The 23,204-nt window shown below is 58.3% G+C and carries 21 protein-coding genes; 13 read left to right on the forward strand and 8 right to left on the reverse strand.

The window, feature by feature from the left end; genetic code table 11:
* The first annotated feature begins 73 nt into the window (after window positions 1–73).
* The 3 genes from cysT to EKM04_RS10575 are packed head-to-tail and all read left to right on the forward strand — an operon-like array spanning window position 74 to window position 2,845.
* Complete coding sequence (gene cysT, locus EKM04_RS10565; protein ID WP_174152336.1) at window positions 74–931, forward strand: sulfate ABC transporter permease subunit CysT; 858 nt, start codon at window positions 74–76, stop codon at window positions 929–931.
* Window positions 924–1,796, forward strand: coding sequence for a sulfate ABC transporter permease subunit CysW (cysW, locus tag EKM04_RS10570; RefSeq protein WP_174152337.1), 873 nt, complete (start codon window positions 924–926; stop codon window positions 1,794–1,796). The genes cysT and cysW overlap by 8 nt, the downstream gene beginning before the upstream one ends.
* An 11-nt stretch (window positions 1,797–1,807) precedes the next feature.
* The gene (locus EKM04_RS10575) at window positions 1,808–2,845 is read left to right on the forward strand and encodes a sulfate/molybdate ABC transporter ATP-binding protein (protein WP_183894369.1); all 1,038 of its coding nucleotides are present in this window, start codon (window positions 1,808–1,810) and stop codon (window positions 2,843–2,845) included.
* Window positions 2,846–3,122: 277 nt separating this feature from the next.
* Here the strand turns inward: EKM04_RS10575 and EKM04_RS10580 are convergent, their stop codons facing one another.
* From EKM04_RS10580 to EKM04_RS10590, 3 genes are all read right to left on the reverse strand, one after another.
* The gene (locus EKM04_RS10580; protein ID WP_183894371.1) at window positions 3,123–4,124 is read right to left on the reverse strand and encodes an NAD(P)H-quinone oxidoreductase; all 1,002 of its coding nucleotides are present in this window, start codon (window positions 4,122–4,124) and stop codon (window positions 3,123–3,125) included.
* 89 nt (window positions 4,125–4,213) lie between these two features.
* Complete coding sequence (locus EKM04_RS10585; protein ID WP_183894373.1) at window positions 4,214–6,016, reverse strand: GGDEF domain-containing protein; 1,803 nt, start codon at window positions 6,014–6,016, stop codon at window positions 4,214–4,216.
* Between the two features lie 167 nt (window positions 6,017–6,183).
* The gene (locus EKM04_RS10590) at window positions 6,184–6,414 is read right to left on the reverse strand and encodes a ribbon-helix-helix domain-containing protein (RefSeq protein ID WP_174152341.1); all 231 of its coding nucleotides are present in this window, start codon (window positions 6,412–6,414) and stop codon (window positions 6,184–6,186) included.
* A gap of 447 nt (window positions 6,415–6,861) precedes the next feature.
* Between EKM04_RS10590 and betI the strand changes: the two genes are divergently transcribed.
* From betI to betA, 3 genes are read left to right on the forward strand one after another with little or no spacing between them, the layout of a single operon-like run.
* Complete coding sequence (gene betI / locus EKM04_RS10595) at window positions 6,862–7,488, forward strand: transcriptional regulator BetI (RefSeq protein WP_174152342.1); 627 nt, start codon at window positions 6,862–6,864, stop codon at window positions 7,486–7,488.
* 16 nt (window positions 7,489–7,504) lie between these two features.
* A complete protein-coding gene (gene betB, locus EKM04_RS10600; RefSeq protein WP_183894477.1) occupies window positions 7,505–8,968 on the forward strand; it encodes a betaine-aldehyde dehydrogenase in 1,464 nt (487 codons plus the stop codon).
* A gap of 58 nt (window positions 8,969–9,026) precedes the next feature.
* Window positions 9,027–10,679, forward strand: coding sequence for a choline dehydrogenase (gene betA / locus EKM04_RS10605; RefSeq protein ID WP_183894375.1), 1,653 nt, complete (start codon window positions 9,027–9,029; stop codon window positions 10,677–10,679).
* Between the two features lie 3 nt (window positions 10,680–10,682).
* Here the strand turns inward: betA and EKM04_RS10610 are convergent, their stop codons facing one another.
* On the reverse strand, window positions 10,683–10,988 hold the full coding sequence (locus EKM04_RS10610; protein WP_174152344.1) for a type II toxin-antitoxin system RelE/ParE family toxin: 306 nt from the start codon (window positions 10,986–10,988) through the stop codon (window positions 10,683–10,685).
* Window positions 10,985–11,257 carry a YlcI/YnfO family protein gene (locus EKM04_RS10615; protein ID WP_183894377.1) on the reverse strand — a complete coding sequence of 91 codons (273 nt, stop codon included), beginning with the start codon at window positions 11,255–11,257 and terminating at the stop codon, window positions 10,985–10,987. Before EKM04_RS10615 ends, EKM04_RS10610 begins: the two co-directional genes overlap by 4 nt.
* Before the next feature lie 132 nt (window positions 11,258–11,389).
* Here EKM04_RS10615 and EKM04_RS10620 point away from each other — a divergent pair, with 132 nt between their 5' ends.
* Complete coding sequence (locus EKM04_RS10620) at window positions 11,390–12,745, forward strand: chloride channel protein (RefSeq protein WP_183894379.1); 1,356 nt, start codon at window positions 11,390–11,392, stop codon at window positions 12,743–12,745.
* On the opposite strand, the gene EKM04_RS10625 is transcribed toward EKM04_RS10620, so the two are convergent.
* Entirely contained in the window at window positions 12,730–13,485 is a 756-nt protein-coding gene (locus EKM04_RS10625) for a DUF3750 domain-containing protein (protein ID WP_174152347.1), read from the reverse strand. The genes EKM04_RS10620 and EKM04_RS10625 overlap by 16 nt on opposite strands.
* Window positions 13,486–13,558: 73 nt before the next feature.
* Here EKM04_RS10625 and EKM04_RS10630 point away from each other — a divergent pair, with 73 nt between their 5' ends.
* Window positions 13,559–14,560: an asparaginase gene (locus EKM04_RS10630; protein ID WP_183894381.1), complete on the forward strand. Its 1,002-nt coding sequence runs from the start codon at window positions 13,559–13,561 to the stop codon at window positions 14,558–14,560.
* A gap of 277 nt (window positions 14,561–14,837) precedes the next feature.
* Here the strand turns inward: EKM04_RS10630 and EKM04_RS10635 are convergent, their stop codons facing one another.
* Window positions 14,838–15,497 carry a glutathione S-transferase family protein gene (locus EKM04_RS10635; RefSeq protein WP_183894383.1) on the reverse strand — a complete coding sequence of 220 codons (660 nt, stop codon included), beginning with the start codon at window positions 15,495–15,497 and terminating at the stop codon, window positions 14,838–14,840.
* A 330-nt stretch (window positions 15,498–15,827) separates the two neighbouring features.
* On the opposite strand from EKM04_RS10635, the gene EKM04_RS10640 reads away from it, so the two are divergent.
* Both EKM04_RS10640 and EKM04_RS10645 read left to right on the forward strand, forming a co-directional pair.
* Entirely contained in the window at window positions 15,828–17,300 is a 1,473-nt protein-coding gene (locus tag EKM04_RS10640; protein ID WP_183894393.1) for a diguanylate cyclase domain-containing protein, read from the forward strand.
* A 626-nt stretch (window positions 17,301–17,926) separates the two neighbouring features.
* On the forward strand, window positions 17,927–18,223 hold the full coding sequence (locus EKM04_RS10645; RefSeq protein WP_174152351.1) for a hypothetical protein: 297 nt from the start codon (window positions 17,927–17,929) through the stop codon (window positions 18,221–18,223).
* Between the two features lie 76 nt (window positions 18,224–18,299).
* Here EKM04_RS10645 and EKM04_RS10650 read toward each other — a convergent pair whose 3' ends face one another.
* The gene (locus EKM04_RS10650) at window positions 18,300–18,836 is read right to left on the reverse strand and encodes a MarR family winged helix-turn-helix transcriptional regulator (RefSeq protein WP_174152352.1); all 537 of its coding nucleotides are present in this window, start codon (window positions 18,834–18,836) and stop codon (window positions 18,300–18,302) included.
* 109 nt (window positions 18,837–18,945) lie between these two features.
* On the opposite strand from EKM04_RS10650, the gene EKM04_RS10655 reads away from it, so the two are divergent.
* The 3 genes from EKM04_RS10655 (at window position 18,946) to EKM04_RS10665 (ending at window position 23,196) form a co-directional block, all read left to right on the forward strand.
* The gene (locus tag EKM04_RS10655; protein ID WP_183894395.1) at window positions 18,946–20,472 is read left to right on the forward strand and encodes an MDR family MFS transporter; all 1,527 of its coding nucleotides are present in this window, start codon (window positions 18,946–18,948) and stop codon (window positions 20,470–20,472) included.
* A gap of 85 nt (window positions 20,473–20,557) precedes the next feature.
* Window positions 20,558–21,568, forward strand: coding sequence for a ligase-associated DNA damage response exonuclease (locus EKM04_RS10660; RefSeq protein ID WP_183894397.1), 1,011 nt, complete (start codon window positions 20,558–20,560; stop codon window positions 21,566–21,568).
* Window positions 21,569–21,573: 5 nt separating this feature from the next.
* On the forward strand, window positions 21,574–23,196 hold the full coding sequence (locus EKM04_RS10665) for a cisplatin damage response ATP-dependent DNA ligase (protein WP_183894399.1): 1,623 nt from the start codon (window positions 21,574–21,576) through the stop codon (window positions 23,194–23,196).
* The last annotated feature ends 8 nt before the right edge of the window (window positions 23,197–23,204 follow it).

The raw sequence follows: 23,204 nt of genomic DNA on the forward strand, positions 1-23,204 counted from the left end.
GACCGGCTTTAAAGCCGGTCGTTGGCGCATAAGGGGGCGGCTCACGATGGCCCCCGTTTTACCTGGAGCCTTGATGAGCAATACCCCATCGCCAACGACGTGGAAGTGGCGCCAATCCAGCGTTTTGCCGGGATTCGGACTGACGCTCGGCTACACCATTACCTATCTTTTTCTGATCATTCTTATCCCGCTCGCTGGCCTCGTCTGGTCCACGGCACGGCTTGGCCCCGGTGAGTTCTTCGCCATCGCGACCGATAGCAGAACGCTGAATGCCCTTCGCATCAGCTTCACCACGGCGTTTCTGGCGGCTCTCGTCAACGCCGTGTTCGGCGTCCTCATCGCATGGGTGCTGGTGCGTTACCGCTTCCCCGGGCGCCGTTTCGTTGATGCCATCGTGGACTTGCCTTTTGCGCTCCCCACGGCCGTTGCCGGCATTGCGCTGACGGCGCTTTACTCCAACCGCGGCTGGGTGGGGCAGATGTTTGAACCCTTCGGCATCAAGATCGCGTTCACGCCGACCGGCATCGTCATCGCGCTGATCTTCATTGGCCTGCCCTTTGTTGTCCGCACCGTACAGCCGGTCATGGAAGAGATAGACCGGCAAGTGGAGGAGGTGGCGGCAACGCTCGGCGCCAATCGTTTTCAGACCATCACCCGTATTCTGCTGCCGGGCCTGACGCCTGCCATTCTGACCGGCTTTGCGCTCGCCTTCGCGCGCGGCGTGGGGGAGTATGGCTCGGTTATCTTCATCGCCGGTAACATTCCCTATGTCTCTGAAATCGCACCTCTTCTCATTGTCATACGGTTGGAAGAGTTCAACTACCCAGCCGCCACCGGCATTGCGACCATCATGCTGATCATCTCCTTCTCCATGCTGTTCGTCATCAATCTCATTCAGGCGTGGAGCCGCAAGAGGTACGGTTATGCCTGATCAAACACGTGTCATTCCATCCAGACCCTTCCGCGACCCGACGAGCGAAGGCGTGCCGGCAAAGCTGGTGCTGATCGGTCTTGCGTTCGTTTTCCTGGCGCTGTTTCTCGTACTGCCGCTGGTCGCCGTCTTCGTGGAGGCTTTCCGCAAGGGTGGTGAATATTTCTGGGAATCGATTGTCGAGCCGGATGCGCTGTCGGCCATCCGCCTCACACTTCTGGTCGCCGCCATCTCGGTGCCGCTCAATGTCATCTTCGGCGTCGCTGCCGCCTGGGCCATCGCGAAATTCGAGTTCAAGGGCAAGGCGTTTCTGATCACGCTGATCGATCTGCCATTTTCCATCTCGCCGGTTATCTCAGGCCTGGTCTACGTCATCCTGTTTTCATCCCACAGCGTGCTCGGACCGTTCCTGAAAAGCTATGGCATCGAAATTCTGTTTGCCGTGCCGGGCATCGTGCTGGCCACCATCTTCGTCACCTTTCCCTTCGTGGCGCGTGAACTCATTCCGCTGATGCAGGATCAGGGAACGGGTGATGAGGAGGCGGCGCTGTCACTGGGGGCTTCCGGCTGGCAGACCTTCTGGTTTGTCACTTTGCCCAACATCAAATGGGGCCTGCTTTATGGCGTGCTGCTGTGCAACGCGCGCGCCATGGGCGAGTTCGGTGCCGTCTCCGTGGTGTCGGGCCACATCAGGGGCGAAACCAACACCATGCCGCTACACGTCGAAATCCTCTATAACGAGTACAATATCGGCGCTGCCTTTGCCGTCGCGACATTGCTCGCCGGTCTGGCGCTGGTAACGCTTGTTCTCAAAACCATTCTTGAAATACGCTTTGGCGCGGGCAACGCCGCCGGCAAGCATTGAAGGGCATGTCCATGGACGTCAAAGTTACCAACATCACCAAGCAGTTCGACCGCTTTCCTGCATTGGACAAAGTCTCGCTGGATATTCGTTCCGGGGAATTGATTGCGCTGCTTGGCCCTTCTGGCTCAGGCAAAACAACGCTTCTGCGACTGATCGCGGGTCTGGAACAGCCCACGGACGGCCAGATTTTCTTTGGCGATGAAGACGCCTCCCACCGCTCCGTGCAGGAGCGCAATGTCGGCTTCGTCTTTCAGCACTACGCGCTTTTCCGCCACATGACGGTGGCCGATAATATCGGCTTCGGCCTCAAAGTTCGCCCATCCTCGACAAGGCCAGCAAAATCCGCCATTCGCAAGCGTGTTTCGGAGCTCTTGGATATGGTGCATCTTTCCGGTCTTGAAAACCGCTATCCCAGCCAATTGTCTGGCGGTCAGCGCCAACGTGTGGCTCTGGCCCGCGCCGTTGCCATCGAACCAAAGGTTCTGCTCCTGGATGAACCCTTCGGTGCTCTGGATGCCAAGGTGCGCAAGGAATTGCGGCGCTGGCTGCGCGAGTTTCACGACCGCACCGGTCACACCACCGTCTTCGTGACGCACGATCAGGAAGAGGCGCTGGAACTGGCAGACCGTGTGGTCGTCATGAGCCAGGGCAGAATAGAGCAGGTCGGCACCGCCGATGATGTTTACGACACGCCCAACTCCCCCTTCGTCTTCTCCTTCATCGGAGAATCATCCAACCTGCCGGTGACGATCCGCGATGGGCACATGCTGTTTCAGGGAGAAAATATTGGCATCCGCGATGCCTGCGAGGGGGATGGCGATCTGTTCTTCCGCCCCGAAGACGTTGTCCTGACGGATGATCGCGACGCTCTCTACGGCAAGGTCACCATCTGCCGCCGTCTGGCAGGAACGCGCATTGCCGAAATTGATATCGCCAACAACGGGCACGAACCGCACCATCTGGAAATCGAAGTCCCGCTCGATGCCACGGTGGCTGTCGGCAGTGAAGTCCGTTTCCGGCCAACCCGCTGGAAGGTCTTCCGCAGTTAAGACCCGGAAATAGGAAAAGGGCCGCTTGGTTAGCGGCCCTTCCATGAGTTTGGTCTTGTTTCAGACCTGAAACGTCTGTCAACGTTTCGCTGGAAGGCGGATCAAGCCGAGGGCTGCCTCGTCAAAATCAAATCCTTTCCATTGCCTGCTACGAAGACCGAAATCTCACTAGACATTGGATCACCTTCCTTTCACTACGTTGAACATAACAAGAAGGTAATACGATTCGCCGATATTGCAAGGGGTGGAGCGCAGAGTTTGCGGCAACGCGTCATGCTTACGAAACCCGCATCACGATCTTTCCGATATGGCTGCTGCTTTCCATCAGCTTATGGCCCTCCGCAACGTGGTCGAAATCGATGACGTCGTGAATGACGGGACCGATCGTGCCGGCTTCCAGAAGCGGCCAGACCTGAGCCACCAATTCGTCGCGAATGGCGCGTTTTTCATCCCCTGTGCGGGGACGCATGGTGGAGCCTGTTACCGTAAGGCGCTTGACCATGATCGGGCGCAAATCCACCTTCTCGGCGATGTTGCCGCCCAGAAATGCGATGATCGAGAGACATCCGTCTTTGGCCAGCGATGCCAGGTTCTTCTCGAAATAGGAAGCGCCGATCATGTCGAGGATCACATCGACCCCCTTGCCGCCGGTTTGCTCCTTGACGATCTCGACGAAATCCTCGTCGCGATAGTTGATCGCCCGCTTCGCGCCGAGCTTTTCGCAGGCCTCGCATTTTTCCCGGGAGCCTGCTGTGGTATAAACCTGCGCACCAAAAGCCTTGGCGAGCTGGATGGCCGTTGTGCCGATACCGCTGCTGCCGCCGTGGATCAACACGCTCTCGCCTTCGGTCAGTCCAGCCATCTGAAACAGATTGGCCCAGACCGTGAAGAAGGTTTCCGGCAAGGCCGCCGCTTTCACCGCATCATATCCTTTGGGAAAGGGTAGGGCCTGGCCCGCTGGCACCACGCAATATTCCGCGTAACCTCCGCCATTGGCCAGCGCACAGATGGTGTCACCGATCTTGAACTCGCTCACCCCTTCGCCACGTGCCACGATTTCACCAGCAATTTCCAACCCCAGCACGGGGCTTGCATCTTTCGGCGCAGGGTACGAACCCTGGCGCTGAGCCACATCGGGGCGGTTGATACCGGCGGCCTGGACACGCACGAGAACTTCGCCTGATTTGGGTGAAGGCAATGGTCCTGTCGAAAAAGCCATGACCTCTGGCCCGCCAAAGCTGGGCAGGTCAACAAATCGCATCGTTTCGGGCAAAGTCATGGTCGGCCTCCATCATGTTTCATTGGCCGGGAACTTAGGCGAGATACCGGCGAGATGGAAGACGGCGTTTTGCCGCGATGTCTGAACGTTTAGTCTGGCTCTCCGAAGCCGCGAATGACGAGACCGGATGCACTTTCCTTGGCCGCCTTCTTGATCGCTGCGATATCGCTACCGATGCGCTCGGGATTGGCGATGATCAACCCCTTCGGCAGTTTGAGAACCCCGATGGAGCAGCGCAGCAATGCAAAGTCACGTTCGTTTCCGAACCGGTCGTGGCCCTTGATCTGGCCTGCCATCCGGTCCTCGTCGGAATACAGTTCCACGACATCGTCGTGGAAATCGCTCAGCAGCCTTTCAAGGATTTCCGTGATCTCGTCCTTGGTCCAGTCGCGCACGCCGATGAAGAAATCGTCGCCGCCGATATGGCCGAGGAAGCAGTCACCGGAAAAGAAGTATCGTTTCATCAGCGCTGAAAACAGGGTGATGGCGTGGTCGCCGATGTGAAAACCGTATTTGTCGTTGAACGGCTTGAAGTTGTCGAAATCGCAATAGCAGAAGAAGCGGTTATCGTCGCTGTCGCCGCAGCTGTCTTCGATGAAGCTGCTGATGGCGCGGTTGCCGGGAAGCGCCGTCAGCGGGTTTTGTTCCTGCGCCAGTTTCAACTGTTTTTCATTGATGACCTTGATCAGCGATGCCGCGGAGACGACGCCGATATAGCGCATGTTCTCGGTCAGGATAACGCAGGCGCTGCCACCGGTATTGGCAAAGACATTCATCAACTGGTCGGCATCCGCATCCAGACCGACAATCGGGGCGCCATCGACAAAGTGCGAGATGGTGCGCTCATAGACCTTGTTTTTGAGCAGATCGCGGCCGAATGGCTGGTAGATATATTCCTTCAGATGATGTTCGTTGATGACGCCGCGCGGTTCGCCATTGGCATTGAGAACCGGGAAAAAAGCTTGCGCCGGATTGCGACGGAACAGTTCGAACACGCTGTCGATGCTGTCGTTTTCAAAAACCGTCGGCAGGCGCTCGATCTGGCGACGGATCAGGATTTCGTCCAGCGTCTGGCTGCTGCGCCGCGTCTCACCCAGATGCTGGAGATGTGGGAAGGCGCCCTGCAATTCGCTGACGAATGTGGTGGGCCGGGAAATGAACCAGCCCTGCACCAGATCAACGCCATGCTCGCGGCAGGCCAGAAACTCGGCCTCGGTCTCGATGCCCTCGGCAATCACCCGCACACCCAGCACATGGGCAATATTGACAATGTTCTTCACCAGATGGCGTTTGCGCGGATTGCGGTCCACGCCGTCGATGAAGTAGCGGTCGATCTTCAGGTAATCGACGGGAAAATCACACAGGAGCTTCATCTCGCCGTGGCCTACGCCGAAGTCGTCGATGGCCAGTTTGAAGCCCTCTCTGCGCATTCGGGCGATCAGCGCGCTGAATTCCGGCACGCTGGTATTGTCGAAACGTTCGGACAGCTCGAAGCAAACGGAGGAAGGCGGTATGGAGGCTTTGGCCATATGCTCCAGCAACGTGTCCAGAATGGCATCGCCATGCGGGATAAGCCGGACATCCAGATTGAGAAAAAGCGTGGCGGATTGAAACTCGGGCAACGTGGAAAATTTCGCAAGGGCGCGACCCGCCAGCATCTGCTCCACCGCCACCAGCTGCCCGTCTGCCGCGACATGGTCCAGAAGTGAGAGAGGGTCCGAAAAGCCGATGCGATCAAAGCCGCGCATCAAGGATTCGTAACCGAAGATGGTGCCGGTGGTGGCTTCAACGATGGGCTGGAACGCAGTCTCAAGAACAAGTTTGGCCATGGAGGCCATTTGCCCGCTGGCAAACCTCCGGATGACGTCTGGGTCGATCGCTGTCGACTGCATGAATTCTCTCCACCATCACCCTGAACACGGAATCGTGAGGGGTGCTTCGGTGGCGACGATGCTGCAAACTCCTCAACAAAAACTTTCCGGTTGATGAAGCTTTTTTGAAGGTTTTATGACGGCATCGCACTGTGCTTAAACAGATTTATCTAAGCCACACCATGGACTTAGGCGTGACGTCTCTTGGTGGAGTGCGCGGCATAGAGTTCCGCCACGTTCAGATGCTCATCATTGGAAGGGCGTTTGCGCGGCGAGGCGCCGTTGCGGGCTTCGGTCTCGAGCCATAGGCGCAATGCCGCGCGTACGACTTCGCTTCCAGAGGCATAGTCGCCGCTATCCACAGCTTCACGCATCTTCGCTGCTTGCTCCGGGGAAATGGATACAGTTACCATTGGCATTGCTTCTCTCCCTTGTTGAAGGCCTGGTTCTGGATAAGCACACCGAAACCCAACCGTCGTTGGCCGTTTTACGTGTCCGTCAGTGGCCAGTTGAGCGGACTTGAAGTCTTTTTAAATTAGCATACCACGATGGGCGCACGAAGAAACGCTTATGTTGATGTTGCGTTCCAGACGAAACGTCGTTTTAGAAAATCGCGATGTCTTGAGAAAAACACTGCGCTGCTGCGCAAGCCGCATGTTTGCGCTCGGCTGGCGCGCGCGTCATGGTTTTGAAAGCGAATGCACTGGGTCATGGCTGCGACCTCTCATTTGCTGATGGCTTACCATAGCAAGATTCGACAAAGACGGCAAAGTCTTCTCATGGGCGCAACTGACACGTTTTCGTGTCGCATTTATTGTTGATTGATCAGTCAATCAATAATAAATGATGACGCAAGGAGAGTGATTATGCCGAAACTTGGAATGGAGCCGGTGCGCAGGAAAGCGCTGATGGATGCAGCGCTGCGCACCATCGGCCAGCAGGGTTCGTTGAATGTGACGATGTCGGATATCGCCCGTGAGGCGGGCGTATCGGCAGCTCTCGCGCATCATTATTTCGGCAGCAAGCAACAGCTTCTTCTGGAGACGATCCGCAGTCTTTTACGCGCTCTTCGTCAGGATGCCGTTGCAGCCCTTGGTCAGGCGTCCGGCCCGCGTGCGCGGCTGAGCGCAATCGTCCGCGTCTCGTTCCAGAGCGACCAGTTCACCAACGATACCGTTGCGGCCTGGCTTGCCTTTTATGTGGAGGCGCAACGGTCCGAAGACATGCGCCGCCTGCTGATCGTTTATACACGCCGCCTGCGTTCCAACATCATGGACAGCCTCAGCCGCCTCTGCCCGCAGGACGATGCGGCGCGGATTGCCGAGGGTGCCGCAGCCCTCATCGACGGGCTCTATATCAGGCAAAGCCTTCAGGCTGCCCCGCTCGGCCTTTCCGCCGCTCCGGCGCTGGTCGAAAACTATTTCGATACCCAGCTCAAACCCTTTTCCGACGCGCCGCCTCTTGAGGGCAAGCCGTCTATCCGCATCCTGTGAGGAGTTTCATATGACATTGAAAGCCCAGCCCAAAGCATCGCATTTCATCGATGGTGAGTACGTCGAAGACACCGAAGGCGCAGTATTCCAAAGCATTTATCCAGCAACCGGCGAAGTTGTCGCCACGCTGCATGCGGCCACGCCCGCCATTGTCGAGCGCGCGGTGGCCTCAGCCAAGACGGCGCAGAAGGAATGGGCGGCGATGAGCCCCACCGCGCGCGGGCGCATTTTGCGCCGTGCAGCCGATATTATCCGGGAGCGCAACCGCGCCTTGTCGGAGCTGGAAACGCTGGATACGGGCAAGCCCATTCAGGAAACCATCGTGGCGGATTCGACCTCCGGCGCGGATGCCTTCGAGTTCTTCGGCGGCATCGCACCCTCGGCGCTGAACGGCGACTACATTCCGTTGGGTGGTGATTTTGCCTACACCAAACGTGTGCCGCTGGGCGTCTGCGTTGGCATCGGTGCATGGAACTATCCGCAGCAGATCGCCTGCTGGAAGGCGGCACCGGCGCTTGTTGCTGGTAACGCCATGGTCTTCAAACCATCCGAAAACACGCCTTTGGGTGCTTTGAAGATCGCAGAAATCCTCATCGAGGCTGGTCTACCCAAGGGCGTTTTCAACGTCATTCAGGGGGACCGAGACACCGGCCCGCTTCTGGTCAATCACCCTGACGTGGCCAAGGTGTCGCTGACCGGCTCTGTTCCCACGGGCCGCAAGGTCGCGGCTGCCGCTGCCGGTCATCTGAAGCACGTCACCATGGAGCTGGGCGGCAAGTCTCCGTTGATCGTGTTTGACGATGCCGATATCGAAAGCGCTGTCGGCGGTGCCATGCTGGGCAACTTCTATTCGTCCGGTCAGGTCTGCTCCAATGGCACCCGCGTTTTCGTCCAGCGTGGCGCCAAGCAGCGCTTCCTCGAAAACCTGAAAAGCCGCACCGACGCGATGGTGATCGGCGATCCCATGGAGGAGGCCACCCAGATCGGCCCGCTGGTCTCCAAGGCGCAGCAGCAAAAGGTTCTGGCCTACATCGAGAAGGGCAAGGCCGAGGGTGCCACGCTGATCACCGGTGGCGGCATTCCCAACCATGTCGCGGGTCAGGGCGCTTACGTGCAGCCCACCGTCTTTGCCGATGTGACGGATGGGATGACCATCGCCCGCGAAGAAATCTTCGGGCCTGTCATGTGCGTGCTGGATTTCGATGATGAGGACGAAGTCATCGCCCGCGCCAACGCCACCGAATTCGGCCTCGCAGGTGGCGTCTTCACAGCCGACATTAACCGCGCGCACCGCGTGGTGGACCAGTTGGAGGCGGGCACGTTGTGGATCAATACCTACAATATCTGCCCAGTTGAGATGCCGTTTGGTGGGTCGAAGCAATCGGGGTTCGGGCGTGAGAATTCGGCTACGGCGCTCAATCATTATAGTGAATTGAAGACGGTTTATGTGGCGACGGGCAAGGTCGAGGCGCCCTATTGATTGACGTGTCGGAGGGGTAAGCCGCCAGCGTAGACGCTAAATTCTGGAAAGAAACAACATGCAACATGCAGATTTCGTCATCGTCGGTTCGGGTTCCGCAGGCTCTGCCATGGCCTATCGCCTGTCGGAGGATGGCAAATATTCCGTCATCGTGATCGAGGCGGGCGGTTCGGATTTCGGACCCTTCATCCAGATGCCTGCAGCGCTGGCGTGGCCGATGAGCATGAAGCGCTACAACTGGGGCTACTATTCCGAGCCGGAGCCGAACCTCAACAATCGCCGCATAACCGCTCCGCGTGGCAAGGTCATTGGCGGGTCGTCGTCCATCAATGGGCTCGTCTATGTGCGCGGCCATGCGGAGGATTTCAACCGGTGGGAGGAGCTTGGCGCGAAGGGTTGGTCCTACGCCGATGTGCTGCCCTATTACAAGCGCATGGAAACCAGCCATGGCGGCGAGGAAGGTTGGCGCGGGACCGATGGGCCGATGCACGTGCAGCGCGGACCGGTCACCAATCCGCTGTTCCACGCCTTCGTCAAGGCGGGTTCTCAGGCCGGTTTCGAGCTGACGGACGACTATAACGGCTCCAAGCAGGAAGGTTTTGGCCTGATGGAGCAGACGATCCACAATGGTCGTCGCTGGTCCGCCGCCAATGCCTATCTGCGGCCCGCGCTGAAACGGAACAATGTGACGCTGGTGCAGGGTTTCGCCCGCAGGATCGTGATCGAAAATGGCCGTGCCACCGGTGTCGAAATCGAGCGTCGCGGTAAGGTGGAAACCATCAGCGCCAACCGTGAGGTCATCGTTTCGGCGTCATCCTTCAATTCCCCCAAGCTGCTGATGCTGTCCGGCATCGGCCCCGCCCAGCACTTGCAGGACATGGGCATCGAGGTTATCGCGGATCGTCCCGGCGTCGGTGCCAATCTTCAGGACCACATGGAGTTCTATTTCCAGCAGGTCTCCACCAAGCCGGTCTCGCTCTACTCATGGCTGCCATGGTTCTGGCAGGGCGTGGCGGGTGCGCAATGGCTGGTGACGAAGGGTGGGCTTGGTGCTTCCAACCAGTTCGAGGCCTGTGCCTTCCTGCGTTCCGAACCGGGTCTGAAACAGCCGGATATCCAGTTTCACTTCCTGCCCGTTGCCATCTCCTACGATGGTAAGGCAGCGGCGAAGAGCCATGGTTTTCAGGTTCATGTCGGCTTCAACCTGTCGAAATCACGCGGCAATGTCACGCTGCGCTCGTCCGATCCGAAGGACGATCCGGTCATCCGTTTCAACTATATGAGCCACGCCGAAGACTGGGAAAAATTCCGCCACTGCGTGCGCCTGACACGGGATATCTTCAGCCAGAAAGCATTCGGTGATTATCGCGGCCCCGAAATCCAGCCCGGCGAGGCCGTTCAGTCCGACGAAGACATCGACGCATTTCTGCGTGAGCATCTGGAAAGCGCCTACCACCCCTGCGGCACCTGCCGATTGGGTGACCGGAACGACCCGATGGCGGTCGTCGATCCCGAATGCCGGGTCATCGGCGTGGACGGCCTGCGCGTCGCCGACAGCTCGATCTTCCCACACGTCACCTATGGCAATCTCAACGGTCCCTCGATCATGACGGGAGAGAAGGCGTCGGATCATATTCTGGGGAGACAACCGCTGCCGCGCTCCAATCAGGAGCCATGGGTCAACCCGCGTGCGCAGGTGAGCGACCGGTAGGGATCAGTGGTAATCTCCTTCTCGCTGGTGGCGGATCGCGAGGATGGTCACGGTTTCGGCATCTTCGATTTCATAGAGGACGACATAGCCCCAGTTTCCAAAGGGGATGAGTAACTCGCGAGCAATGATATCCTCATCTTCTATGGTGACTTTCCTCCCGATAAACGGAAAGTCTTCGAGAAGTTTTAACCCTTTTGTGACGGCGTCATATGCGTCTCCGGCAAGCCGAGCATCTGACAGCGCGAGATGTTCAAAATGGCGGTCCAAATCTTTGAAAAAGGCTTCAGCATATTTAAGCTCGCGACTCATCCGGCTTTTGCCGCCTTCGCTTTTTCAAGTTTGCTCCGCATCATGGCGAGAACATCTTCCGTCGTATAATAAACGCCGGTTCGTTTTGCTTCTTCGCGTGCTGCGAGCCCGCGTTTGATAAATTCCGACTGGGATTTGCGGATTTCGATCTCTTTCAGAATGCTGTCTTCCATAAAAGACGAGATCGTTTCGCCGTCTTTCAAAACACTTTCCAGCTCTTCACGAAGATCAGGTGTTACCCGTATTGATGGCATCGTTGCACTTTTCATTCTACAACTCCATGCATTGCAATTGCGATGCGCGATCCTGCGCCATTCCCTGGCGATTGTCAAAGACGAGGTTGCAATCGTCGTCTGTCGGTCCGATAAGGGAGCCTCTCCCCGGACGACAGAAAAGTTGCCATGCCTTCCAAATACAAAAAAATAAAAATGTTTCGCCGCTCCCGCGTCATGTGGGGTTCATGGCGTGTGTGGAAACCGCGCGCCGTGTTCTGGACCGGTGCTCTGGCCGTTGGTGTTATCAGTGTCGCATTCGCGAAGATGGCGGATTGGGCGCAGCATCTGTTCGTTTCCGTCACGTCTTCGGGAGAGTGGGCTTTTCTTCTGCCACTCATCATCACCCCGCTCGGCTTTGCACTTTGCGCGTGGCTGGCCATGACCGTGTTTCCCAACTCCGGCGGAAGCGGCATTCCGCAGGCGATTGCGGCACGGCATTTTCATGATGATGACGATCGCTCGCGGCTCCTGTCGCTGAAACTGGCTGTGGGCAAAATCGTACTGACCATTGCTGGCCTGCTATCCGGTGCATCCATCGGCCGCGAAGGACCGACGGTGCAGGTGGGGGCATCGATCATGCTGCAGGCGGCACGGATCGGCGGCATGGCGCAGGCGCGCGGGTTGATCCTCGCCGGTTCCGCTGCGGGCATTGCCGCCGCCTTCAACACACCTTTGGCCGGTATCGTTTTCGCGATCGAGGAAATGAGCCGGACCTATGAGGCGCGCTCCAACGGGCTGGTGCTGACCGCCGTCATCCTCTCGGGTCTGGCGTCGCTGGGTCTGGTCGGAACCTACACCTATTTCGGAACGAGCACGGTCGTGGCCCAGACGGCAGCAGATTGGGGACTGGTGCTGGTCTGTGGCATAGGTGGGGGTGTGTTCGGTGCGCTGTTCAGCGCCGGTGCACTCAAAGTATCGCAGCGCATTCGTCGCTGGAGCCACAGCGTGCCGTTGAAGCGGATGCTGATCGTTGCGGCCGGTTGCGGCCTTGCCTCCGCTGTCATCGGTGTGGCAACGGGTGGTGCCACCTTCGGCACGGGATACGAGCAGGCGCGGTCCGCAATCGAGGGCCAGGCGGCCCCGACATTCTTCTTCATCGAAAAGCTGGCATCCACCTTTCTTGCGATGATGTCTGGCATTCCCGGGGGTATTTTTGCGCCCTCGCTCTCGGTCGGTGCCGGTTTCGGCAGCACCGTAGCGTCGGTTCTCGGCACCAGTGTCGCGCTCGGAGCCATTCTCGGCATGGCCGGGTATTTTGCAGGCGTTGTTCAGGCGCCGATGACCGCCTTCGTCATCATTCTGGAAATGACCGGTAATCATGAGGCGGTCATCCCGATCATGGCGGCGTCGATGCTGGGATATCTCACATCGCGTATGATCTCGGCAGAGCCTCTTTATCACGGCCTGTCACGGGTCTTCATCGCGCAGGGCATTCGTGCCAAACGTGCGAGCCGCGCAGCAGAAGATCACACGCCGAGCTGAGAGCGCGTCCCGAAATAACCCAACCCCGGAATTTTGATGCCGGGGTTTGCGATGTCGATGCCCGCGACGAGACCGAGGAAGTTGACCTCAAACCCGCTGCGCGCGCCTGCCGATACGCCCAGATAGCCGCCCAGCGAGAGACTGACGTCTTTCCAGTCATCGGCAACGTGGATGAACTCCCCGTTTGGCAGATAGTCGCGCCCGACCGCATCGGGCGGCAAAACGACACCCAACTCCGGCACCTGGCGTAGCACATGGGCCACGAAAGTGTTGGAGTTCGGGCCTGGATAGATGGTGTAACCGCCCGGTTTCCCATAGGGATAATTGGCAATTGCCTGCTCGATTTTCGGGATCAGCCGTTCGGCCTCGTCCCCATGCAGTTCCAGGACTCGGCGCGGCATGTTGGAATACCAGTAGGCATCCGGCGCATAGGCGTTACGGCGGATGGGTGTGCCCCAGCCGACCTTGTCGTAACGCTCGTAGCTGGACGCTCCCTCTTTTTTCACCACGATCCAAGCGTGGCTGGCAATCGAACCCTTGAGGCCCCCCGTCATGGCGGAATAGACGTAGATCGCAGCTGGCTTGTTGGCAGGTGCTTCCGGCAAAATGCCAGCGGAAGACCAGCGCGCATTGCGGTAGCCTGTCGGATGCTCCTTTATCGCCCACAGGCCAGCCGATGCCAAAGCCGGCAAGAGGTAGATGATGAGGATGGCGAGCAGCAAACGTTTGGCAACTTTCAACACTGGGCCTCGTGCATCGATCAGAGAAGTTGGATAGAACGATCTCAATTTCGTATTTTTTGAGGCCGAAGCCATGCACAACCCCGTTACCGTCGAAGTCACCAGAGGCAATCTCGTCGAAAGCCGCCATCGCGGCATGGCCGTGGTCGTCGATGGTGACGGCGGCATCCTGTTTTCCGCAGGTGATATAGAAGGCGGCGTGTTTCCCCGGTCTGCCTGCAAGGCGATGCAGGCGCTGCCATTGGTGGAAAGCGGGGCAGCGGATGCCTATGGCTTTGGCAACCGTGAACTGGCATTCGCTTGCGCCTCCCATTCGGGGGAAGACGCGCATGTGGAACGCGCTGCATCCATGCTGGCCAAGGCGGGCCGCGATGCCGGTACGCTGGAATGCGGCGCGCACTGGTCTTCGGACCAGAAAACCATCATCCATCAGGCCCGGACACTGCAAAAGCCCACGGCCCTGCACAACAATTGCTCCGGCAAGCATTCCGGTTTCGTTTGTACCTGTGTTCACACAGGCATGGAAACAGAAGGCTATGTCGGTTACGACCACCCGCTCCAGGCCGAGATCCGCGCAACGATGGAAAGTCTGACGGGGACGGCCCTTGGCCACGACAATTGCGGCACGGATGGCTGCTCTATTCCAAACTACGCCGTGCCGTTGAAAGGTCTGGCGCATGGTTTTGCCAGGATGGCGACAGGGCAGGGCCTGGAGACGGAGCGGGCCAAAGCCTCGCGCCGCCTGATCGACGCCTGTATGGCCGAGCCCTTTTACGTTGCTGGAACCGGCCGCACCTGCACCAGGCTGATGGAGATTGCGCCCGGCCAGATTTTCGCCAAAACCGGCGCGGAGGGCGTCTTCGTTGCGGCTTTGCCAGAGCAGGGTATCGCCATGGCCGTCAAGTGCGAAGACGGCGCGACGCGTGCGGCGGAAGCCATGATCGCGGCTCTTCTGGCGCGATACTTCGAAAACGACAGCCCGCAACAACAGACGCTTCTGGGTATGGCAAACCGTTCCATCAAAAACTGGAACGGCATCCATGTCGGTGACATCAGGGTGACCACCCGGCTTTAAAACGGCTGAGAGCGTTTCCTTGTTAAATTGAAACAGTTCTGTTGGTTCAAACGGGATCGACTGCTTGTCCGGAGGGCGCGTGGCGTAGCCTTAGCATACGGCCAAGCCGTCCGGGCAGGCAGATGGCCCGTTTCAACCAACCCGGAGGGCCGGGCATCTTTCCGCCAGGACAAAGGCGATCGGCTCGACCGTACCTTAGGGTATGCCCTTCGCCAATCGCCTTTGTCCTGACGAAAATCTGCTCCGGCAGAACGTTTCCATTTAACAAGGAAACGCTCTAGGCTGCTTCGTTGGTACGGGCATCCCACATGGCCTTGAAGGCCGCACGAGACTGGCAACGGTCGAGCCATGCCTTTATCGATGGGTTTGCGTCAAACAAGGGCGCGTGCGCCTGAGCATACCGCGCCACCTCGGCAACATTGATGTCGGCGACGCTGAACCGGTTTCCAACCAGATAGTCGTTGCCGGACAGATGCTGCTCCAGAACCCTGAAGGGGCGGCGCAGCATGCGGGCTGCGACATCGATCACGGCCTGACCGGCTTCGGTACCCGCCAGTCCTTCTGCCACGGTCGATGAAATCTTGAGCGCATGGGACTCGATCTCGGTCGCGGCAAAGAAAGACCACTGCATCATCCGGGCGTCTTCGACCAGATCCGCAGGGGCAAGCGCTGTGCCATGCTTGCGCGCCAGATAAAGGTTGATTGCCATGGATTCGTAAAGCACGGTGCCGTTGTCATCGATGCAGGGAATGGTGCCCATCGGATTGATGGCGAGATAGGACAGCGTCAGCGTATTGATCGGTGCATCGGCAGCCAGTGGGTCGGGCAGGCGTCTGGCCTGGATGACAGGCACATGCGTAAAGTCTAGTCCCAGTTCTCCAGCCAGCCACAGGGTGCGCGTTGCGCGAGAGCGGTAAACTCCGTAAATCGTCAGCATTCCAAATCCCCATCGATTGCGTCACGGCAACCTATTGCTGCTATGGGCAAAACAAAAGCAAAATCCGTGCGTCAGCGTATGGATTCTGGAGTTGTTTTTAACACTTTTAAATTGTATGTAATTATTGTATCGACAGTAACGCTTATATTGTGCTGACATAAAAAGTAGCGAATATAAATGCATGATGTAGAGACTATTATATCTTATTTTAATTGCACATAAGTAGTTTTACGACATGGTCGATTGGCTGACTGTATAAATGAAATGTGGTTTATGGTTGTAAAGGCGACGGCAGACGCGTGTTAATGGATAGGTAGAGGTCTTTCGATGATGCGGGACGATAATGGTTCTCTTGCATTCAACGTGCAATCATGGACAACGGATTTGCTGAGGGTCGGCCCTACCGATGAAAGGTTGTCGTATCTTCTCAATAATATATCAGAAGTTGTATTTCTGAAGAATGCCGAGGGTGTTTACACCTACATGAATGCGGCTGGTCTGACGTGGCTGGGGTCTGACGCCACGCGTCTTGCGAACACCCGACCAACCGTGTTCGACCTGTTTGCCACGGACGTTGCCCGCAAAATCGATGCCATCGATCGCCGCATTCTTTCGACAGGCGAAGCGATGTATGATTTCGAAGAGCGTCTGACGACCAAGGACGGCCAGATCCGGTGGTATTCCGGAACGCGCGTCCCGATCCGTGACGAGGATGGCAAGATCGTCGGACTGGCGGGTATTTCCAGGGATATAACAGATACGAAACGCCAGGAAACGCTGCGCCGAAGCCACGCCGCCCTTCTGGAAATGATCGTCCACGGTCAGCCGCTTCCCACTATTCTCGAAGCCATCATCAACACTGTCGAGGGACTTCTCGAAAATGTGAGCGGCTCCGTTCTGCTTCTGGATGAGAAGGAAGGCAGGTTGTGGCACGGTGCGGCACCGTCCTTGCCCGAGAACTATACCTCGCTGATCGATGGCATTTCGATTGGCCCCAATGTCGGCTCCTGCGGAACGGCGGCGTGGCGGCGCGAAGCGGTCTATGTCAGCGATACGTTTCAGGATCCGCTTTGGGGCAATTTCGTCGAAATCGTCATGCGCCACAATCTGCGCTCCTGTTGGTCGACGCCGATCATGGGCAACAATGACGTGCTGCTGGGCACCTTCGCGCTGTATTCCGGCACGGTCAGAATGCCATCTTCGTTCGAGCGTGAAATCATCGACATGGCGACCAGCATCGCCGGCATCGCGATTGACCGCCGCCGTGCCGAAGAGCGTGTGCATTTCATGGCGCATCACGATCCGCTGACGGGGCTGTCCAACCGCAACCTCTTCTGGACCCAGTTCCGCCGTGCCATTCATGAGGCAAAACGCGAAGAGCGCCTTGTCGCCATCAGTTATATCGACCTCGACCACTTCAAGCAGATCAACGATCTGCATGGGCACGCCGTGGGTGACGAGGTTCTGCGCTGTCTGGCGGAGCGCATCATGTCCAGTATCAGGGCGTCCGACATCGCCGTTCGGCTGGGCGGTGATGAGTTCGCCATCATCTTCAGCAATCCCAGACATGACGAGCATGGCATCATGCGCCGCCTCGAAACGATCATGGAGCGCGCATCCGAGCCGATCATGCTCGAAAATGGGTCCATCAGCATCACCTGTTCATCTGGAACGGCGTTTTACCCCCGCGATGGAGACACGCCGGAAGCGCTTCTGGCCAAGGCCGATGCGGCCATGTACGAGGCCAAGAAAAAAGGTCGCAATGTCGGTGGCGTATCGGAGCAATATGGTGGCGGAATCTGACCGGCAATGATGGCTCCAGAGCCCTGCTCGTTGAATGGAAACAATTCTGTTGGTTCTAACGGGATCGACGGATGGTGCGGGCGGCCCGTTTCAATCAGCGCGAAGAGGCAGGCACCATCCCGCAAGGCTTGAAGGCGACCGTTCCGACCGTAGCGTTGAGTCTGCCCTCCGACCACCTTTGACCTGGCGAAGACGTGCAACGGCAGACATTTTCATTCGGAACGAAAGCGCTCTGGCTTGAGCCGCCTCCATGCTAAATCTAGCTATTTCCCTCAACCGCAACTTTCGCTATGGTTGCAGCGAGACCGGGCGTAACGGACCGGTCTTGGGGCTCGTAACCCCTCGATCAACGGCCGGTGTCGGCCGTAATGACACCCCTCAGCCATAACTTTTGTGGCTGAGGCGGTCCTTTGTGACTATATAGCTCCTCTGCCTTTCCTATGGCTGGGGAGGCCCTGACGTATGTCCAAGGCGCAAGCCTAAAGGTCAGGGCGGTCGTTTGATCGCGGCTTACGAACTCCCCGGCCACCAGAGGTCCGTTTCCTCCGGTGGTCGATCTCCCGTTTCAACAAATGGCGACGTGCTGCGCTCTTTCGCTTGAGCACCTCTGCCGATGGGGAAATGCGATGGAATCCTATAGTTTCTGGGCCGATCTCTTACACACCTTCCGCATGATGTCCGATCAGGTGAAGGTGCTCGCGATCTACATGCCCTGCGTCTTCGCGCTGGGCTTTGCGGCGCTCTATCTCTACCATTTGCGCAAGACTAATCCGCCGGTCTGGAAGGAGCCGCAGCCTTACACGCTGCTGCCTCCGGACACGGTAACGCGCCACGAGCAGAGCCTTCCAAGCCTTGAGCGCCTGCGCAGACTGGACGACCGTAGGGCCGAGATGAACGTCGAGCGGGATTTGACGCGGCAATAGGTTCAGACTGGTTTCTGTAGCGCGACTGCGATCTTTAGAGCGTTTCCATTTAACAAAGAAACGCTCTATCCCGTGTCTAGCCGTCTTGACCAGACGTGAGGGCAAGTGGCTGATGGGCATGCCCCAACAGCCGCTTCTCGAAGCGTCCGATGAAACGATCGAACAGACGGGCGAAATCTGCGACATCCTGCTCCGGCCAGTCACCCACGACCTCACCGATGATGCTGATCTTGGCGCTGCGCATTTCGTCCAGAATGCTGTGACCCAGCGGCGTGATATCGATAACGCTGCGTCGCCCGTCTTCTTGCGACGCCTCGCGTTTCAACAGGCCGCGGCCCACCATTTCCGCCACCACGCGGCTGCCGCGCGAGGGGTCAAGCCGCATGGCGTCCGCGATTGAGCCGACGGTCGCCGCCGTCTCCGTGCGGTGGACAATATCCAGCACATCGATATGTGAGAGCTCCAACCCTGGCGCCAGCTTGGCAATGGCCATGCGGCCAATCACGCGACGACCGATCATCAGCCGCATCCGCGTCATCGTCAGGCTGATGCTCAGAACCTCGTCGCTCGCTGTTTTTCCGTCCGGTGTCGAAACTGATACCCGTTCGCTCATGACCCCAATTCCCCGAAATGTCGACGTCTTGTAGCAGACCCATTGAAATGTGTCATTGACATATATGTGCGAAAGTCACATAAATTGGCGATCAATTGTGAGATCTCCCATGGATATGTCCGTTAAGCCTGTGATGCCGCTCGTTCCTGATCGTCGTCGCAGGCTCGTTGTCTTCTTCTTCCTGATGTTTGCCATGTTCATGGCAACGCTCGATAATCAGATCGTCTCCACCGCGCTGCCGACCATTGTCGGTGAGTTCGGTGCGCTGGAGCGCTTCGGCTGGATCGGTTCCGCCTATCTTCTGGCCACGAGCGCCGTCATGCCGGTCTACGGCAAGCTGGGCGATCTGTTCGGTCGCAAATACGTCATGATGGCTGCCATCGTCATTTTCACGGTGGGGTCGCTGGCCTGTGGCCTGGCCTGGTCGATGGATTCGCTGATTGCTGCCCGTGTGCTGCAAGGTCTTGGCGGCGGCGGCATCATGGTTTCGATCTTCTCCGTGAATGCCGATCTGTTCGAGCCGCGGGAGAGGGCGCGTTACCAGAGCTATTCCAGCCTCGTCATCATGGCGTCGGGCAGCGTCGGGCCTATTCTCGGCGGGACGATGAGCGATCTGTTCGGATGGCGCTCGATCTTCCTCATCAACCTGCCCATCGGCATTCTTGTTCTGGCAGGTCTCGTCTTCATGCTGCCCTATCGTCGCCCGGAACGTTCACCGAAGATCGATTATCTCGGCGCCGTGCTTCTGGCGCTGACGATCTCCAGTGTCGTCTTGTGGGCTGACAGTTCACAGCTCTTTGGCTCCATCTTTGCCTGGCAAAGCCTTTCTATCGTCGTCTTCGCCGCCATAACAGCGTATCTGTGGGTGCAGGTGGAACGTCGTGCTCCGGAGCCCATCGTGCCTCTGCGCCTGTTCAAGGACAGCACGTTCCCGCTGTTCATGGTCATCTCGCTGGTCAGCGGCGGCCTGGGAATTGGGATGGTCAACTATTACGCCCTGTTCCTGCAAACGACGACCGGTCTGTCACCATCGTCCGCTGGCCTGTTCTTCATTGCCGTCACCGGCGGCATCGTCATGGGATCCCTGACGGCGGGTCGCCTGATCTCGGTGACCGGCAGCTACAAGATATTTTCTGTCATCAGTCTCAGCATCGCCGTGATGGCCATGCTCGCATTTTCGCAGGTTCATGCGGGGACGCCCCTTCCCATCATCGCCATCATCATGTTGGCACAAGGTCTTGGGGTTGGCCTCGGCCAGCAGGCACCGATCATCGCGGTTCAGAACTCCGCGCCGAAGGCCGATATCGGTGCGGCGAGCGGTGCGGTGTCGTTGACCCGGATGGGGGGCGCTGCCATCGCCATTTCGATTTACGGTGCAATCGTCTCTTCCTATCTAAAGGGTGTCTCGGTCGATATCCCCGGTGTCGGCAAGATACAGGAATTGACGCCGAAAATGCTCTCCGAGCTTCCCGCCGCTTCCCAAAGCGCAGTCGCCAACCTGTATGCTGGTGCCTTTACGCCGCTGTTTTATGCAGCGGCCGCCACGGCCGCCATAGGTCTCGTCGCGGCTCTGGCGTTGAAAAACGTCAAGCTTCCGGCCGCAGCCGTCGAAAAGCCAGCCGCCTCCGTGGAGTAATACGCTGGCTGAAACTGGTGCGGTTTGAGGAACGGGTTGAGGGGGCCGCGCGTTCTGACAGTCCACGCCGCAGCCGATAGTGCACATGAAGCCAGAGAAATTGCTGAGCCCCACGCCAAAAGGGCTGTATTGCCCCGTTGGCGATTTTTACGTCGATCCCGTCAGGCCCGTGCCACGGGCGCTGATCACCCATGGCCATTCGGACCACGCCCGTGCGGGCCACGAGAAGGTTCTGGCGACCCGCCAAACGCTCGATATCATGCGCATTCGCTACGGGGAGGATTTCACCGGCAGCGAGCAGGCTGTCGGGTTCGGTGAAACGGTGGAGATCAATGGCGTCACAGTCGGTTTCCACCCGGCGGGACACGTGCTGGGTTCGGCGCAGATCTCCATCGAACATGGCGGTATCAGGATTGTCGCGTCGGGTGATTACAAGCGTGGTATCGATCCCACCTGCGCTCCCTTCGAGCCCGTGCCGTGCGATGTCTTCATCACCGAGGCAACGTTCGGTCTGCCCGTCTTCCACCATCCGAAACCTGCCCACGAAATCGCGAAACTGCTGACCTCGATCAGGCAATTTCCCGAGCGGACCCACCTCGTCGGCGCATATTCGCTCGGCAAGGCGCAGCGGGTGCTGCGGCTGTTGCGCGACAATGGCTACCGCGAACCGGTCTACATCCACGGCGCTCTCGCCAAGCTGTGCGACTATTACATCTCGCAAGGTATCGACCTTGGAGACCTACGCCCTGCAACGTTGGAAAAAAGCAATCCCGAGCAATTCAAGGGCGCGATCGTCGTCGGCCCGCCCTCGGCCTTTCAGGAGAAATGGGCCCGTCGTTTCAACGAACCGCTGATCTCCTTCGCATCTGGCTGGATGATGGTGCGCCAGCGCGCCAAGCAGGGCGGCGTCGAACTGCCGCTGGTCATCTCCGACCATTGCGATTGGCCCGAACTGCTGGAGACGATCAGGGAGGTCGCGCCGTCGCAGGTCTGGGTGACGCATGGTCGCGAAGAGGCGCTGGTGCGCTGGTGCGAATTGCAGGGTATTCCAGCCCGGCCGCTGCATCTGGTCGGCTACGAAGATGAGGGGGACTGATTTCTGTGAAAGCCTTCGCAACTCTCCTCGACCGCCTCGTCCTCACACCGTCGCGTAATGGCAAGCTCAAGCTGTTGAGCGATTACTTCCGAGATACGCCCGACCCTGACAGGGGCTATGGCCTCGCGGCGATTGCAGGCACGCTGGACCTGAAAAGCGTCAAGCCCGCCATGTTGCGCGAACTGGTGCTGGAACGCATGGACGACGTGCTGTTCCGCTATTCCTATGACTATGTCGGCGACCTGGCCGAGACCATCTCGCTTGTCTGGGATACCAGCCAGACTGACAATCCGCCTGACGTCGAAGATCCGGGCCTTGGCGAAATCGTCACCCTGATGAATTCGCTGGGGCGAACGGAGGTGCGCTCTGCGGTCCGCGATCTCCTCGACAGGCTTGAAACCTCCTCACGCTTCGCCTTCCTCAAACTCGTCACTGGAGGCCTGCGCATCGGCGTATCGGCACGGCTTGCGCGACAGGCCCTTGCGGATTTCGGTGGGCGGGACATCACCGAAATCGAAACGCTGTGGCATGGTCTGGAGCCACCCTATGAGCCATTATTCGCATGGCTGGAAGGCAAGTCCGAGCGTCCTGTCCTCGCCACACCCGCGATTTTTCACTCCGTGATGCTCTCGACGCCCGTGGGCGACAATGACCTGAAAAACCTTGCCCCGCAGGATTTCGTTGCTGAATGGAAGTGGGATGGCATCCGCGTGCAACTGTCCAGATCCGGCGAGACCCGGAAGCTCTACTCGCGATCCGGCGACGATATCTCAGGCGCGTTTCCCGATATTCTCGAACGCATCAATTTCGAAGGCGTCGTCGATGGCGAGCTGTTGATCGGTGGCACTGCCCGCTCCAATATCGCCACCCGCACCTTTTCAGATCTCCAGCAACGCCTGAACCGAAAAACGGTGACGGCCAAGATGCTGGAGGAATACCCGGCCTTTATCCGCGCCTATGACCTTTTGTTCGAAGGCGAGGACGACATACGTGGCGAGGTCTTTCTGAAACGTCGGGAAAAGCTGACGCGCATGATCGAAGAGGCGCCGCACGACCGCTTCGATCTGTCGCCGCTCGTCCCGTTTTCCAGCTGGGATGAGCTGGAAACCTTGCGGAAAGCACCCCCCGATCCTGTCATCGAAGGCGTGATGATCAAGCGCAAGGACAGCATTTATCAGGCAGGTCGTGCCAAAGGCCCGTGGTTCAAGTGGAAGCGTGATCCCTTCAACATCGATGCCGTGATGATGTATGCCCAGCGCGGTCACGGCAAACGCTCCAGCTATTATTCGGATTTCACCTTCGGCGTCTGGTCGGAAAGCGAAGGCGGAGAGCAGCTGGTGCCGGTGGGCAAGGCCTATTTCGGCTTTACCGATGCGGAGCTGGAAGTGCTGGACAAATTCGTGCGCGACAACACCGTGGAGCGCTTCGGCCCGGTCCGTGCGGTACGGGCCACGCCGCAATTCGGTTTTGTGCTGGAAGTTGCGTTCGAGGGCATCAACCGTTCCAACCGCCACAAATCGGGCGTCGCCATGCGGTTTCCCCGCATCGCCAGACTGCGCGCCGACAAGCTGCCATCGGAAGCGGATCGGCTATCGACGCTCATGGCGATGATCGACGCGAAGTCCTGACAGGTTTC

The organism is Rhizobium skierniewicense Ch11, assembly GCF_023757665.1.
Classification (GTDB): domain Bacteria; phylum Pseudomonadota; class Alphaproteobacteria; order Rhizobiales; family Rhizobiaceae; genus Agrobacterium; species Agrobacterium skierniewicense.